Source organism: Paenibacillus peoriae KCTC 3763 (genome assembly GCF_000236805.1).
Taxonomy (GTDB): Bacteria; Bacillota; Bacilli; order Paenibacillales; family Paenibacillaceae; genus Paenibacillus; species Paenibacillus peoriae.
The window spans coordinates 1-17,194 of sequence record NZ_AGFX01000013.1 but is presented as its reverse complement, the minus strand read 5'-3'; the positions used below and the strand labels follow the sequence as shown (position 1 = coordinate 17,194).

Sequence of the window (17,194 nt, the reverse complement as noted above, 5' to 3'; positions counted from 1 at the left end):
AAAAATGTTGTTTATTTAAGCAAGAGCGTAGTATACTGAATTCACAAACTGACGAACGTTCGTAAGGGAGGTAAAGACATGACACTACAAAAAATCAAAACAGCTGGTTTGCTTCAATTTGCGAGAAAGGGATACGATGCTGCATCTCTGCAATTGATTGCAGATGAGGTAGGGATAAAGAAGCAGTCTATTTACAACCATTTTAAAAGCAAAGATGATTTGTTCCTGGACATATTTGACGATGCGGTGAACCAGGAGATTCTGGAGCTGGATCGTTATTTTCGTGAGCAAGCCGGGCGGCCGCTTGAAGCTGTGCTGCGGGGGCTCATCACCGAATTCAAGGAACGGTATGAGAGCGCCATGAATCTGCGTTTGATTCTGTATGTCGGCTTTCTGATACCGTCTAATCTGGAAGCCCAAATTCAGGCGATGGTTACACGCTATGTCCAGCATAAGACGAATTTGGTGTATGAGCGGATCGCGGCCGAAACGTCGGTAAAGCTGCGTGTGCCAGCCCGGTCTGCCGCAACAGCTTATATGAACTTAATCGAAGGCATGCTGGTAGAGCTTGTGTATAACGGAACCGCCAATTTCGATTCGCGTCTGGAAAGCTCCTGGGATGTTTACTGGCATGGACTGATTCAGAGCTGAGTGAGTGAAAACAGGCGGTATCAGAAGACAAACATCATTTTAATTGGAGGAAAACGGTTGTGTCAGGCAAAGAATCCTTTTGGTCGAGAAACTTTATATTTTTGATGATTTCCAATGCATTGCTGTTTATGGCCTTCGAAATGCTGATGCCCACGCTGCCATTATTTGTAGAAAGTTTGGGCGGTAGTCCGGCGCAGATCGGGTTGGTGACCGGTGTGTTTATGTGCTCAGCTATTTTGATTCGTCCCTTTTCAGGCAGTCTGATTCAGCTTATGAACAGGAAGTATGTCCTTATTATCGGGGTTATGATTTGCATGCTGGCCACGGGGAGCTACATGTTTTCAACCAGCTTGGCCCTGCTGCTAGTGTTCCGGTTGGTGCATGGGTTTGGATTCGGTATCGCCAGCACGCTATATGCGACCTCTGCATCGGATGAATTGCCTTCTCGGCGTATGGGGGAAGGGATGGGCTATTTTGGCGTAGGGGAGACGGTAGCGATTTCTGTGGGGCCGCTGATTGGCATATGGATGCTGCATGCAGCGGGTTTTAACGGGCTATTTTCCACAGGAGCAGGGATATTGTTGCTGTCGCTTGTCATGAGCGCATGGGTTCGCCGCCATTCTACCAAGACAACGGTGGGTATCAGGAAGGAAAGAACAAAGGCTTCTTTTAAGTTATTTGAAAAAAGAGTGCTGCTGCAATCCTGTCTTGCACTGCTGGTGGGTGTGGTGGCAGGCGGCGTGATGTCTTTTGTGGCCTTGTTTGCCAAGGAGCAGGGATTCAGCAATGCGGCCTGGTTCTTCTTTACAGTAGCGATGGCAAGCTTCCTCGTTCGACTGGTGTCCGGTAAAATCTACGATACCAGAGGTCCGGGTTATATCCTGATCCCCGCCGGGATTGTGCTCATTGCCGCAATCATTATGGTCGCCACATCGCGCACAGAGCTGCAATTTCTGATCGCCGCCGTACTGTACGGCTTGAGTTTTGGCGCTATTTTCCCGGCCTTGCAGGCATGGGCCATCAGTGTAGTAGGAGAACATGAACGGGAGGATGCGGTAGGTTCATTTTACAATTTCTTCGATTTGGGAATCGGGGGCGGATCGCTGGTTTTGGGGGCTGTTGCGGGATTAACTTCTTACAGTACAATGTATTTGTTCTCTACCTTGTTGATTGCGGTCTATCTCATTATTTTTGTGATTTATAGTGTGTTGGATAAGAAGAAGTCTCGTAACACGCTGCACATATAAGCGCTTTGGTTAATTAGGGGAATATAAGAGTACAGCCGGATGGATGCTTTTGATCCGGTTTGAAAAATATGACAGCTGGACTCATAATAGATATGAGTTCGGCTTTTTTTGTGAAGGAGGGACATGAAATGGTGGGAAAATGGGTTTGGATGGGCGTTGCAGGGGCGATCGTAGGTTATGCCACTTTTGCCAACTATCCGTCAAACACATATTCAACATCAACGTCGAGCGTGACGCACCCGGCCGTACCGCTTAACGCGCAAAGTGAGCAGAAAGGTACAACGAAGCGTATCGTACATGATCAAAGAATGTATTTTGAAGGAAAAGGTGAAACGAGCTTTAAATTTGAAGAGGGGCACAAGCTTTACATCAGCATCAAAAATACAGGAAAGCAACCGATACAATACAAGCTCAACCGTTCGAATGGATCAGACTTGCAAGGTACAACGAGCGGATTTACTAGACAAACGCTGCAGCCGGGAGAACGCCATGATCTGCTGTTTGAAAAGCCGGAAGGACAGGCTGAAGCTGGAAGCGACTCCCCGAATGAACTGATTTTGAACGTAAGTACAGACGATGGATTGCAAGGAACCGTTAAAACCTTCGCATATATCACACTGTAAACTGCTTCCAGAAAGGGCATAACATGCGGTCATTAGCCTACTATGTTACAATAGAACGGTTGAAGACTTAATGAACAGAATAGGTCAGAGCAGAAAGCAGAAGCAGAAAGGATGACCCGTCGTGCCCAAAAAACATGAATTCGGTAATCAAAAGCTGTCACGTAGGCTGTCGCTCACAGCCATTTTACTTACACTTACCTTTGTAGCTCTTACCGGCTGCGGCCAGGATAAGAATGCTGAAACCAGCAATACCGGAAGCAGTACAAGCGTGATGGAGAACGGAACTGACACGAATCGTAGCGGTTTAGCCCAAAATGACAAAGCAGCCAAAGAGAGCCATAATGCAGAAAACAGCGACAATGACACACAAAAGTCAACTCCTGCGGCCCCGGCTGCTTCATCGGATGCATCTTCTTCCGTGACAGCCCCCAGTTCATCTCAAAATCCTTTTGAGGTCGCAGGCATTCAAGACCCTAAAGCGTTTTTGAACACGTTCAAAGCGTTACAGAAGGCTGTTGCCGACAATGACAAAGAGAAGGTAGCCAATTATATTTTTTACCCTCTGCGTGTCAATGATAGCGAGAAGTCGCTAACGATTCCGAACAAGAAAGATTTCATGGCCAAGTATGATCAGATTTTTACGGATGCGATTCGTGAAGCGCTGGTGAATCAAAAGACGGATGATTTGTTTGTCAATTACCAAGGAGTTATGGTTGGCTCGGGTGAGATGTGGTTGAGAAGAGGTACGGACAATCCGAAGCTTTTTGGAGTCTTTTCGATTAATCTTGAAACCGTGGCCAACTGAGCAACACCCCGTATTGAAAAATGCCTCCAAGCAGTCGGAAACATTCTGATGTTTCTGACTGTCCCCCCTTTTGAAGCGAGCAAAGCACCCATAGCCCATGCAAAAAAAAGTTTGACATTGTTCATAAACACTCGTATTATACTTATATAACTCACTAAACGGGTAGGAATTAAAGTATTAAAGTATGTTAAAGTATTAAAGTATGATCACGCCATGTGGCGGAGAACCTCTAGGAACAGCAGGCAGACACTGTCCACGTGACAGGTTTGACCTATCAGGGCTGCATCAGGGAATTCTCCGCCATTTTTTCTGAACAGGTATGTAAATAACAGGCGTAAATGAATGTGTTTTCACAAATTAGATAGAATTAGGGGTGTCTTGATGAAGAGGAAATGGAAAAGTGGACTTATTCTCGGGCTATCTTTGGTTTTAACGATTATGCTAAGTGCTTGCGGGGCAAGCAAGGGAGAGACCCAGGCGGATGGTAGCTCAGCTGCCGGCTCCAAGGATGTCGAGCTGCTCAACGTTTCTTATGATCCTACCCGTGAGCTGTATGAGGCATATAATAAAGCATTTGCCGCGCATTGGGAGAAGGAGAAAGGGCAGAAGGTGACGATCAAGCAGTCCCATGGCGGTTCTGGCAAGCAAAGTCGTTCTGTGCAGGACGGACTGGATGCGGATGTGGTCACTCTGGCCCTGGGCTATGATATTGATGCGCTACAGGACAAAGGGCTTATTAAAGAGGGCTGGCAAGATAAATATGAGCATAACAGTTCACCGTACACTTCAACCATTGTGCTGCTGGTGCGCAAGGGTAATCCCAAGGGAATTAAGGACTGGGATGATTTAATCCGGGGTGATGTGCAAGTTATTACACCGAATCCCAAAACTTCAGGCGGAGCCCGTTGGAACTATCTTGCGGCTTGGGCCTATGCGCTCAAGAAAAACAATAACGATGAAGCCAAAGCCCAGCAGTTTGTACAGGAGCTGTACAAACACGTACCGGTACTGGATAGCGGAGCGCGTGGGGCGACGACGACCTTTGTGGAGCGTGGAATTGGCGATGTGCTGATTGCTTGGGAAAATGAAGCATTGCTCTCTGTGAAGGAATTGGGTGCGGATAAATTTGATATCGTGTACCCGTCCATCAGTATTCTGGCTGAGCCTCCAGTGGCGATCGTCGATAAGGTCGTAGATAAAAAAGGCACACGCGAGGTGGCGGACGCGTACCTGAAATATTTGTACAGTGAAGAAGGGCAGACCATTGCAGCCGAGAACTATTATCGTCCAACGCTGGATAGCGTGAAGGCGAAATTCAAGGATCAATTTCCGAAGATGGAGCTCGTAACCTTGAAGGATGTATTCGGAACGTGGAAGGAAACGCAGCAGAAGCACTTTAGTGACAAGGGCATTTTTGACCAGATTTATGTACCCGGCAGTTGATAAATAAGTGGTGTGTAAATTCGGATAGGATGTAATCGCAAACGTAGTGTGAATGGATTTTAGAGAGGGATGGACAGAACATGAGTCAAGTGCAAGCCACCCGAAAACGCGTACTTCCCGGGTTCGGGTTAACGATGGGTTATAGCGTGCTGTACCTCAGTCTGGTGGTGCTGGTGCCTTTATCGGCACTGCTCCTGAATTCAACCGGACTGACGTGGGAGAAGTTTTGGGACGTAGCAACGGATGTAAGGGTGCTGGCTTCCTACAAGGTGAGCTTCTTGTGTGCCGCGGCTGCGGCGCTGATCGACCTGTTCCTCGGATTACTGATAGCCTGGGTATTGGTGCGGTATGAGTTTCCGGGGAAACGGATTTTTGATGCGGTCATTGACCTGCCCTTTGCCTTACCTACCGCGGTTGCGGGTGTTGCTTTGACTGCTCTATATGCGCAAAATGGCTGGATCGGTTCGCTGTTCGAACCATTGGGCTGGAAGATGGCGTATTCACAGACAGGTATTACGCTTGCGCTGATGTTTATCGGCATCCCGTTCGTCGTGCGGACGGTGCAGCCAGTGCTGGAGGAGATGGACAAGGGCGAGGAGGAGGTCGCTGCGACGCTGGGAGCGGGCAGATGGCGTACCTTTCGCAGCGTGATTTTGCCGGAGTTAATTCCGCCGCTGCTGACGGGCTTTGCACTCGCCTTTGCCCGTGGTATTGGTGAGTACGGCTCTGTCGTCTTCATCTCCGGCAATATGCCAATGAAGACCGAGATTGCTCCGCTGCTCATTATGTCCAAGCTGGAGCAAAATGACTATGCAGGAGCTACGGCGGTAGCACTGATGCTGTTGGTGATTTCGTTCGTGCTGTTATTTGTGATTAACAGCATTCAACGTTGGTCACGGCGTCGTGCTTTCTAATCTAATGTAATTGTCCAATGTAAATGTCTAGGTAACGATACAGGGCAGCGGTACAGCCGCATGCTAAGGAGGGGACATTATCATGTCACAAGCGATAACTGGGCAGGAGCTTGCTCATGCACCAGTACCTTCATCCGCACCGCCCCACAGGGTCACAAGCGAGGCACCCTGGGTGAAGTGGACGCTGATCGGGGCTGCTTTTCTGGCTTTGCTATGGGTGCTGGTACTGCCGCTGATCGTCGTGCTTACCGAAGCACTCAAGCAGGGCTGGAGTGTATACATCGAAGCGTTGCGGGACCCGGACGCCATGTCCGCGTTGTGGCTAACGCTGCTGGTAGCAGCGATAACGGTACCGCTGAATACGGTATTTGGTGTAGCCGCCGCTTGGCTGATCACGAAGTTTCAATTTCGTGGCAAAGGCTTGCTCGTCACCTTGATTGATTTACCCTTCGCCATCTCTCCTGTCGTCGGCGGACTGATGTATGTATTGGTGTTTGGCGCACAGGGCTGGCTTGGGCCGTGGCTGGATGAGCATGATATTAAAATAATATTTGCCTTGCCGGGCATTATTTTGGCGACGCTGTTCATCACCTTTCCTTTTGTGGCGCGAGAACTCATTCCAATGATGGAGGACCAGGGACAGCAGGAAGAAGAAGCCGCTGTCATGCTGGGCGCGCGCGGCTGGCGCATTTTTTGGAAGGTGACGCTGCCGAATATTAAATGGGGTCTGCTGTATGGCATCATTTTATGTAATGCGAGAGCCATGGGGGAGTTCGGCGCGGTGTCCGTCGTCTCCGGACATATCCGGGGAGAGACGAACACACTGCCGCTGCATGTGGAAATTTTATATAACGAATATCAGTTCTCGGCATCCTTTGCAGTGGCTTCGTTGCTGCTGCTACTGGCTCTCGCTACCTTGGTGCTTAAAAGCTGGTTTGGGCGCAAGCGGGTTCACTGATAGGCATGATAGCCATAATGAAAAGCAATTGAAGTTTACAAGTTATATGAGGCAACTTTAACAATAACTGGGTCTTCTGACCTAAGGAATAGGTCTTTCTTCCAAGCTGATTATCCTTAATGGATAAATCAGTAAGAAGAGAGACCTATTTTTATTATCCACTATTACCTTCTAAATATGGACGTTTAAAATTAATTACATAATATAAAGAAAAAAACTCAAAAAAATTAATGTTTTATAAAAAATTTGAGATTAGATGTAAAATTATAGGTGCTTTTGCCGATATAAAAGTATTGAGGAGGTAAATCTTGGTTGCGTTGCAAAATTAACAGATTTTCGAGTTTGACATAATCCTAATAATTGTAATAATTTACTCGTTTTATTTTAAGTCGCCAAGACGGAGTAAGTACAAAAAAAGTAGAAATTTGGTGAGGTTCACCTGCAAGAAAAGCTGAGACGTGAAGCAATGTCTAGGCTGTATATTTTTTGAATTTATTTCGTTATTACGAAGGTTGGATTGCATAAATGAGCATTTTGCTAACATTCTGAAATGAAAAAATGGGAGGAAAAAAATGAGCACAATGGTGGTGTATCCCCTCACTCAAGCCCAAAAAAGGATTTGGTATACTGAGCAGTTTTTTCCGGACACGGGCATTTCCAATTTAGGAGGCTTCACGAAACTCCGTTCTGACAAAGCAATAGACCCTGTTCTGCTTATTGAGGCTTTTCGCCTGGTTGTCCAAAGCAACGAAACGCTGCGGCTCCGGTTCACGGTGAATAACGACGAACCTGCCCAGTACGTGGCAGACTCTGTTCTTGATGAAATCGAGTGGATTGATGCCAGCGGAGACGGAGAAAGTGATAGGTTGCGTGACTGGGCAGAAGCGGAGATGCGCAAGCCGATGCCTTTATACGATAGTGAGCTGGTCAAATTCACAGTATTCAAAATCAACGAAACGGAGAACTGGTTTTTTGTAAAAATCCACCATATTATCAGTGACGGTATTTCACTTGTTATGCTGGGCAACCAAATTGCCAATACCTGTGCAAAGCTGGCGAAAGGAGAAGAAGTCCTGTCTGCCGTTCAGCCTTCCTATATCGAATACATCAGCAGCGAGCAGGATTATTTTCAATCGGAACGGTTTCAAAAAGACAAAGTGTACTGGGAGCAAAAGTTTGCAGAACTCCCTGAGTCCGCTCCGTTGAAGAATGTCCGTGCTTCAAGAGCGGGCATTGCGGCGTCGCGGCTATCCAGAGATCTTCCGCCTGAGCTGCACGAACAAATTCGTCGTTTCTGCGTCGAAACCGGGGTTAGCATCCTGGCTTTATTCCTGTCGGTGCTTCACATTTACATGTATCGGGTGACAGGAAAGAGAGATCAGGTGCTGGGCACATTTATGGGGAACCGTACTCAACCGAGAGAAAAGCAGATGATGGGTATGTTCGTATCGACGATCCCGATGCGGTGCCGGATTGACGATGCTTTGGGCTTTATAACTTTCGTGCGTCAGCAGATGAAAGAACAGCTGGCCGTGATCCGGCATCAGAAGTATCCGTATAATTTACTCGTCAGTGACCTGCGGGCCCAACATGGTTCAGCGGACCCTCTGTTCAGCGTCTCTCTGGAATACCAGGTGATGCAATGGCAGCAATTGGAGAACCTGTCTGTTTTTACGGAACCGATATTTAACGGAAGTGAAGTCAATGATATCTCTCTTCACGTCAAAGAACGATGGGATACTGGAAGTCTTGCGCTCGATCTGGATTACCGCCGTGATTTATTCACTGAGGCGGAAATCGGGGATATCTATGAGCGGCTTATCACTTTGCTTTGGGACGTTACTACTTTACCGAATAAAAATATTACTGAACTGGCATGGCTGCCGGAAGAGCACAAGCAAAGGATGCCTAATTTGTGCAATGCCGAGGGCATTGTTTATGATCGCGGGCAAACGCTGCACGGCTTGTTAGAGCGCAGGGCCGAGACAGACCCCGACCGGCAAGCTGTCGTGTACGAGGGGCGGTCTTTGACATACAAGGAATTGAACCGGCAGGCGAACCAGCTTGGACACCTGCTGAGCGCCAAACGGGTAGGGCCGGACACGTCCGTTGTCCTGCTGATGGAGCGCTCGGAGCGTTTCATTGTGGCCATTCTTGGCGTGCTGAAGGCGGGATACGCCTACGTTCCGGTCGATCCCGACTTTCCAGAGGAAAGGATTCGCCACATCGTCGAAGACTCGGGTGCGGCGTTTATCATCACCGACCAGCCTTTAAACGACCGATATGGTTTACACCCGGAGCGGATTATAGAGTTCAAGGCTGCGGTAGCTGGAACGAAGAATGCGGAGAATCCGGACATCGACGTTACAGCCCGGGACTTGGCTTATATCATCTATACTTCCGGTACAACCGGCAGGCCAAAAGGCGTCATGATCGAACATCGTCAGGTCCATCATCTGATCGAAGGACTGCATGAGCGTGTCTACAAGGCGTACGGCGAAGGATTGAATATTGCGTTGCTGGCACCGTTTCATTTCGACGCGTCGGTTCAGCAAGTATTTGCTTCGCTGCTGCTCGGGCATACGCTGTTTATCGTTCCCCGCTCGTATGCTTCAAGTGGCAAGACGTTGATGGACTACTATAAGAAACAACGAATTGAAATCAGCGATGGTACACCGGCACATGTGCAAATCATTGCCGGAGCGGGGGGGCTGGAAGCCATCCCGCTTAGACACCTGCTGATTGGCGGCGAAGCGCTGCCGTACGATGGGGTGAAAAAGCTGCTAGATAAGTTCGCGGCGGCTGGAGTCTACCCGCAGATCACGAATGTATACGGCCCAACGGAATGCTGTGTCGATGCCGCCTCTTTCGATTATCTGCCCGAAACGAAGGAAGCTGTTGGTGCTTATGTGCCGATCGGCAAACCACTCGGCAGCAACCGATTGTACATCATGGATCAGTTCGGACAGATACTACCCGAAGGTGTAGAGGGGGAATTGTGCATCGCTGGTGACGGCGTGGGGCGCGGGTATCTGAATCTGCCGGAGCTGACCGCGCAAAAATTTGTCCCTGACCCGTTTGTGCCGAACGGAATGATGTATAGAACTGGCGATCTGGCGCGCTGGCTGCCCGACGGTAATGTCGAATTTATCGGCCGGAGCGACGATCAGGTGAAAATTCGCGGCTACCGAATTGAGCTGGGTGAAATTGAGGCTGTGCTTCACCAGCATCCTGGCGTGGATAAGGCAGTTGTACTGGCCCGTCCCCAAGGAGAGAGCGGATATGAGCTTTCTGCTTATATCGTTCCGAAGGAAACGGACATCCCGATGGCCCCGGACGAATGGAAAGTCCACCTCTCCAAAAGACTGCCGGAATATATGATTCCTCCGTATTTTGCGGAATTGAAGGAAATTCCGTTGACGCCGAGTGGCAAAGTAGACCGCAAAGCACTGCTGAAGCTTGAGGTGACGGTGGCAAGCGGAGCGGAATATGTCGCTCCTGCGGACGAGACGGAACAACAGCTTGCAGACATCTGGGGCGAGGTGCTCGGTGCGGAACGCGTCGGTATGCTCGATAATTTCTTCGAGCTTGGAGGACATTCGCTTAAGGCGATGACGCTGCTGTCCCGAATTCATAAGGCATTGGGCGTGGAGGTGCCGCTTCACATTTTGTTTGGAGCACCAACAGTGCAGGCAGTTGCCGAGTACGTCCGGCAGTCGGACGAGACAGTGTTTGCCAGTATCGAACCGGCACTGCCGCAGACGTTCTATCCGCTGTCCCTGGCCCAGCGGAGGCTGTATATCGCGGGCCAGCTCGAACAGGCGGGCATCGCATATAACATGCCGGCTGCGGCATGGATTGAGGGCAGTATCGACATCAGCCGCTTGGAGTCAGCGTTTCGCAAGCTGATTCGGCGTCACGAATCACTGCGGACGTCGTTTGAAACCGTGGAAGGTGTCCCGGTACAAAAAATACACGATAATGCCTCATTCGAACTCACGGTGATTCCGGCTGGCGAATGTTCTCCAGAAGAGGCGATGTCCTCATTCGTTCGTCCGTTCGATATTGGCCGCGCCCCTTTGCTGCGGGTTGGACTGATGTCTGTGGAGAAGAAACGGCAGATGCTGCTTTTCGATATGCATCATCTGGTTTCCGACGGCGTATCTATCGCTATCCTGCTACGGGAACTAGGCTATTTGTACGGTGAGGAACGACAGCTGCCGGAGCTGCGCTTGCAGTATAAAGATGTAGCGGTCTGGCAGAACGCGAAGGCGGAAACGATTTTTGCCGCCGAAGAGGACTATTGGCTGACTGCGCTCGGTGGCGAATTGCCCGTCCTGGAGCTATTGACCGATTATCCGCGTCCGCCGGTGCAGAGCTTTGAAGGTGATCGGGTATCCGCCGTGCTGGACCCTGTAATAACGTCAGAGCTAAAACAGTTGGCTGAGCGGAATGGCGTGACGTTGTATATGGTTCTGTTGTCCGCATACTATGCGCTGCTCGCCAAGTATACGAGCCAGGAGGACATCGTGGTTGGCACACCGACAGCGGGAAGGAATCATGCTGATCTGGAAGGCGTCGTCGGTCTATTCGTCAACACGCTGGCCATCCGTGCCAAGATCGATCTTGGAGATTCCTTCAATAAGCTCCTGCGTGAAGTGTACAGTCAGGCGGTAGAAGCGTTTGAGCACCAGAGCTATCCTTTTGAACGACTGGTGGACAAATTGAGCCTGCCTCGTGATTTAAGCCGTAACCCTCTTTTTGACACCGTATTTATTTTGCAAAACGCGATGGAGGCCTTGCCGGATCTCGGTGGTGCGCAGTTGTCGCTGTACGAAACGAATTTCCGGGTAGCCAAATTCGATCTTACGCTTCAGGCAACGGAGGAGAATGACGGCATCAGGTTCGACCTGGACTATGCGACCCGGTTGTTCCGGCGAGAGACGGCTGGCCGGATGCTGGAGCATTACGTGAACCTTCTGCGGGCGGCCGTTGCTGATCCGCAAATGAAGGTGGGCGAATACAGTCTGCCGGGAGGGCAAGAACGAGAGCAGCTTCTGCACGGATTTAATCCCGAACCGACCGATTACCCTAAGGAAGAAAATGTCGTATGGATGATTGAACGGCAGGTAGCGGCCTCCCCTGACCGGACGGCACTCGTATATAAAGGCGCACAACTGACGTACGGACAGTTGAATGCCAAAGCCAACCAGTTGGCCCGCACGCTTCGAACCCGTGGTGTCGGGAACGGCGAAGTGGTGGCGCTTTTGCTCGAACGTTCGCTGGAAATGATCGTTTCGGTAATGGCTGTTCTGAAAGCTGGGGCTGCATACGTGCCGATTGATCCAGAGCATCCCGGACAGCGGATACGGCACTTTTTTGACGATAGCAAGGCATCTGTGCTGCTGACCCAACGTTCTTTGGCGCATTTGGCAGAGGCCGTGGAATACGAAGGTGTAATTCTGTTGGCCGATGACGGAGATTTGTATCACGGAGATGATACGAATGTGGATGTGCCGATTGCGCCTCAACAGTTAGCCAATCTCACATATACATCTGGTACAACGGGGTTGCCGAAAGGCAACATGGTGACCCATGCCAACATTTTGCGGACGGTGTGCTGCACGAATTATATGGATATTTCACCGGAGGATACGTTCCTTGGCCTCTCCAACTACGTGTTTGACGCGTTTATGTTCGATGTGTTTGGATCGCTGCTGCATGGTGCGCGGCTGGTGCTTGTTCCGAAAGACGTAGTTCTCAACATTTCGCAGCTGCCGCGTGTAATCGAACGTGAAGGAGTTTCCGTGCTGATGATCACGACGGCGCTGTTCAATCTGCTGGTCGATCTTGCGCCTGACTGCATCCAAAGTATCCGCAAAGTACTGTTCGGCGGGGAACGGGCATCAGTAGATCATGTACGGCGGGCGCTCGCTGCGGCAGGACCTGACCGTCTCCTGCATATGTACGGACCGTCGGAAAGTACGGTATTTGCAACCTTTTATCCAGTGAACGAAGTGGATGATCAGGCGGTGAGCATTCCAATCGGCAAGCCGGTCAGCAATACGTCGGCATACATTCTCGACACGTTCAACCGACCGCAGCCGATCGGAGTGGCAGGAGAATTGTGTGTGGGTGGCGACGGAATTGTACTTGGCTATCTGAATCGTCCGGAGCTTACCGGGGAGAAATTTACGGTTCATCCGTTTGCAGGCGGAGCCCGGATTTATCGCACGGGCGACCTGGCACGGTGGCTGCCTGACGGCAATATTGAGTTCATCGGCCGGATCGACCATCAGGTGAAAATTCGTGGTCAGCGGATTGAGCTGGGCGAAATCGAGCATCAACTGTTGCAGCATGAAGCGGTGCGGGAAACAGCTGTGCTGGCCCTCGATATGGCGGGGGGCGAAAAACGTTTGTGTGCGTACTTCGTCGCAGAAACTGTGCTGACCGTAAGCGAGCTGCGCGAGCACGCAGCGAAGGGACTACCCGCTTACATGGTTCCGTCCGCTTTTATTCAACTGGATGAACTGCCTTTGACAGGCAATGGCAAGATAGACCGCAGAGCCTTGCCGGCTCCCGGAGAGGATGCGGCTGCAGACAGCGACTATACGGCCCCGCGCAACGAAACGGAGGCGGCGGTTGTTGGCATCTGGCAGGCTGTGCTTGACGTCCAGCGGGTCGGCATACATGACAACTTTTTCGATTTGGGTGGCCATTCTTTAAAAGCGATGGCGATGCTGGCGCGCGTTCATCGTGAACTGGAAGCTGAGATCCCGCTCAGGGAGCTGTTCGCTTCACCAACAGCGGCAGCTTTCGCCGAAGTCCTCTCCCGATCCGGCAAAAGCGTTTTTGATTCGATCGGACGGGCTCCACGGCAGGAGGTTTACCCGGTGTCATCGGCACAGAAAAGACTGTATGTGCTGCAGCAAATGGAAGGCGCGGAACAGAGCTATAATATGCCTGCCGTTTTCGATCTGGAAGGACCACTTGCGCAGGAACGCTTTAATACGGTGCTTAAAGAACTTGTGCGGAGACACGAAGCACTCAGGACCTCGTTTGAACTGGTGGATGGAACGCCAATGCAGCGGGTGTGGGAAGAAACAAATTTTGCGGTGGATTATGTGCATGCGTCCGAAAAAGAGGCAGCGGAAATGCTGGGGCATCTGGTGCGGCCGTTCGTTTTGAATCAGGCTCCGCTCTTCCGTGTAACGCTGATCCGCACGAGCGAGATGAAGCATCTTCTCTTTATCGATATGCACCATATTATCTCGGACGGCGCATCAGTAGATATTTTAATGGATGAAATCGCCAGATTGTATGTGGGAGAAGAGTTGGGGCCGCTCCGCATTCAATACAAGGATTATGCTGTGTGGCAGCAGTCGTTCTTCCGCACGGAAGCGTTCCGGCAGCAGGAGGCATATTGGCTGGAACAGATCGGCAAGGACATCCCCTCGCTTCAGTTGCCGACCGACTATGTGCGCCCGGCGGTTCAGACCTTTGCCGGAGATCGGATTCGATTTGCGCTGGACGATACGCTTGCCACGGTACTGCGGCGTCTGACGCAGGATACGGGAACGACGCTGAATATGGTGCTGCTAGCCTGCTACACCACATTGTTGGGCAAGCTGAGCGGACAAAACGATATTGTTGTCGGCACGCCGTTTGTTGGTCGCCCGCATTCCGACCTGGAAAGACTGGTGGGCATGTTCGTCAACACACTCCCGCTCCGCCTTCGGCCGGAAGCTAGCTATACATTTGAACGGTATTTGCAGGAAGTGAAGGAGGTATCGCTGGGAGCATTTGAGTTCCAGGATTATCCTCTTGAGGAGTTAATCACAAAACTTCAATTGCCAAGAGATCTAAGCCGCAATCCGGTGTTCGACACGGTGTTCGCCATGCAAAATGCCGATCTGAACGATTTGAAAATGGACATATTGAGTTTGAAGCCACACTCTTCCGAACAGAAGACAGCCAAATTTGACCTGACGCTGACGGCAGCGGATGACGGGCATACAATTATGCTCGAATTTGAATACAATACGGCGTTGTTCAAGCATGAGACGATCACACGCTGGAGCGGTTATCTCGTCCATATGATGCGCAGTATTGCAGCGAATCGTGGAGCTCTACTGAGCGAGCTGCCGCTGCTGACAGAGCAAGAGCAGTATGTGCTGCTGGAGGAATGGAACCGGACAGAGCTGGAGGTGCCGGGAGACCGGACGGTGGTTGGTCTGTTTGAGGAGCAGGCGGAGCGTACACCAGAGGCGGCGGCGGTGACGTATGGCGGAAAAACGTGGAGCTACCGCGAGCTGAACGGTCGCGCCAACCAGTTGGCACGGCTACTGCGGGAGCGAGGTGCCGGACCGGAACGAGCCGTCGGCATTATGGTGAAACCATCGCTGGAGATGGCGTCCGGGGTGCTGGGCATTATGAAGGCAGGGGCGGCATATGTGCCGATTGACCCGGATTATCCGGCGCAGCGAATCGCCTATATTTTGGCTGACAGCAGAGCTTTGGCGCTGGTAACGCAAAGCGGCCTGCCGATACCGGAGGATTATAGCGGCGAGGTGGTATACCTGGACGGCGGGCTATCGGGAGACGGCCTGTCTGGTGGTAGTCTCCACGAAGGTGTCCGGTTTGGGGACGTGCAGACGGTCGGCAGTCCCGGAGATGGTAGTCGGTATGAAGCTGACTTGCTCCAAGACAGTCCGTTTGTCGTTTCTGCTGGATGGGCTGACGAACCGAACCTGCCTTTAGCGGCTGGTCCGCACGATCTGGCGTATATGATCTACACGTCGGGGACGACCGGCCAGCCGAAAGGGGTTATGGTCGAGCATCAATCGCTGGTGAACCTGTGCTGCTGGCATAACGAGGCTTTTGGCGTAACGGCAGAGGATCGGAGCGCGAAATACGCGGGCTTTGGCTTTGACGCCTCTGTCTGGGAGCTGTTCCCTTATTGGGTGGCCGGAGCGGAAATCCATGTGATTGACGAAGGCATCCGAATGGATTTGGAGTCGTTAAACCGCTATTTCGAGACGAACGAAATCACGATTACCTTCCTGCCGACACAGTTGTGTGAGCAGTTTATGGAGCTGGAGAACCGCTCCCTGCGGGTGCTGCTGACCGGAGGGGACAAGCTGAAACGGGCGCTGCCGCCAGAGCGGAGCTATACGCTGGTGAACAACTATGGACCGACGGAAAGTACGGTGGTAGCAACGAGCATGACGGTCGAAGCAGGCGAGGCTGTGCCTGCGATTGGCAACCCCATTGCCAATACGCGGGTGTATGTGCTCGGTGCAGGCGATATGCCGCAGCCGATCGGAGTGCCCGGAGAGCTGTGCATCGCCGGGCGGAGCCTGGCGCGGGGGTATCGTAACCGACCGGAGGAGACGGCGGCGCGTTTTGTAGCCGATCCGTTCGTGCCGGGAGGTTTGATGTACCGGACGGGGGACCTGGTAAAATGGCGCAGCGATGGCCGGATCGAATATGTAGGCCGGATCGACCAGCAGGTGAAGGTGAGGGGCTTCCGGATTGAGCTGGCGGAAATTGAGAGCCGACTGCTGAGCCACCCGGAAGTGAAGGAAGCGGCCGTGCTGGACGTGACGGATAAGCAAGGCCAGACGGCGCTGTGCGCATACGTGGTAGCCTTCGGATCGTCGGAGTCGGGGGAAGCGACGCTGGAGGTAGAAGGGCTGAAGCGCCACCTGGCAGCGGTGCTGCCGGACTATATGGTGCCAGCGTACTGGACGGCATTGGCGCACTTGCCGGTGACCGCGAACGGGAAGCTGGACCGCCGGGCGCTGCCGCAGCCGGATACGTCGGCCGGAGCAGCGTCGTACCGGGAGCCAGCCAGCGAAAGCGAGGCGCTGCTGGCGGAGGTATGGCAGGACGTGCTGGGCGTCGAGCGGGTCGGCACGGAGGACAATTTCTTTGCCCTGGGCGGGGATTCGATCAAGGCGATCCAGATGGCGAGCCGGTTGCACAAGCACGGTTGGAAGCTGGAGATGAAGGACCTGTTCCGAAATCCGACTATCGCGCAGGTGTCCCCGTACCTGGAGGAATTAAAAGGCGAGAGAGCAGACCAGTCGGAAGTGAAGGGCGAAGTGAAGCTGACGCCCGTGCAGCGATGGTTCTTTGAGCAGCGGTTTACGGATCGACACCACTGGAACCAATCGGTCATGCTGTATGCGGAGAAAGGGTTTGAGCGGAGGCAGACGGAAGCGGCGCTGCGGGCGCTGGTGGAGCATCACGATGCGCTGCGGATGGTGTATAGCGAAACGACAGACGGAGTGGTGCAGTACAACCGGGGTGTAGAAGGTGAGCTGTTTACGCTGGAGGAATTCGATTACCGGACCGGGGTTAAAGGGTGTGAAGTGACCGGACCGTCCGAAATGTTCAAAGCAACCAACGCATCCAAAGCGTATGGAGTGTCCGAATCGTCCAACGCATCCAAAGTATCTGAATCATCCGAGGCGTCTGAATTATCTGAGGTATTTCAAGCCTCCGAAGCGGGAAAATCCGGTCCGGCAGCATGGAAACGGGCGATTGAA

General features: G+C 51.8%; 8 protein-coding genes. All 8 read left to right on the top strand.

From position 1 onward, the window contains the following. Positions 1–78 precede the first annotated feature (78 nt). Complete coding sequence (locus tag KQI_RS0109005; RefSeq protein WP_010346433.1) at positions 79–651, top strand: TetR/AcrR family transcriptional regulator; 573 nt, start codon at positions 79–81, stop codon at positions 649–651. A 59-nt stretch (positions 652–710) separates the two neighbouring features. Next, positions 711–1,898 (top strand): MFS transporter, encoded by a 1,188-nt coding sequence (locus tag KQI_RS0109000; RefSeq protein WP_010346432.1) that lies wholly within the window; start codon positions 711–713, stop codon positions 1,896–1,898. A gap of 128 nt (positions 1,899–2,026) precedes the next feature. Beyond that, positions 2,027–2,521: a hypothetical protein gene (locus KQI_RS0108995; RefSeq protein WP_010346431.1), complete on the top strand. Its 495-nt coding sequence runs from the start codon at positions 2,027–2,029 to the stop codon at positions 2,519–2,521. A 121-nt stretch (positions 2,522–2,642) separates the two neighbouring features. After that, the gene (locus KQI_RS0108990; RefSeq protein WP_010346430.1) at positions 2,643–3,326 is read left to right on the top strand and encodes a hypothetical protein; all 684 of its coding nucleotides are present in this window, start codon (positions 2,643–2,645) and stop codon (positions 3,324–3,326) included. Positions 3,327–3,707: 381 nt separating this feature from the next. Beyond that, positions 3,708–4,769, top strand: coding sequence for a sulfate ABC transporter substrate-binding protein (locus tag KQI_RS0108985; protein ID WP_010346429.1), 1,062 nt, complete (start codon positions 3,708–3,710; stop codon positions 4,767–4,769). Positions 4,770–4,849: 80 nt separating this feature from the next. Beyond that, the gene (cysT, locus tag KQI_RS0108980) at positions 4,850–5,683 is read left to right on the top strand and encodes a sulfate ABC transporter permease subunit CysT (RefSeq protein WP_010346428.1); all 834 of its coding nucleotides are present in this window, start codon (positions 4,850–4,852) and stop codon (positions 5,681–5,683) included. A gap of 82 nt (positions 5,684–5,765) precedes the next feature. After that, positions 5,766–6,641: a sulfate ABC transporter permease subunit CysW gene (gene cysW / locus KQI_RS0108975; protein WP_007432245.1), complete on the top strand. Its 876-nt coding sequence runs from the start codon at positions 5,766–5,768 to the stop codon at positions 6,639–6,641. Between the two features lie 572 nt (positions 6,642–7,213). After that, positions 7,214–17,194 (top strand): non-ribosomal peptide synthetase (locus KQI_RS26725; protein WP_010346427.1); only part of this gene is annotated, 9,981 nt, incomplete at its 3' end.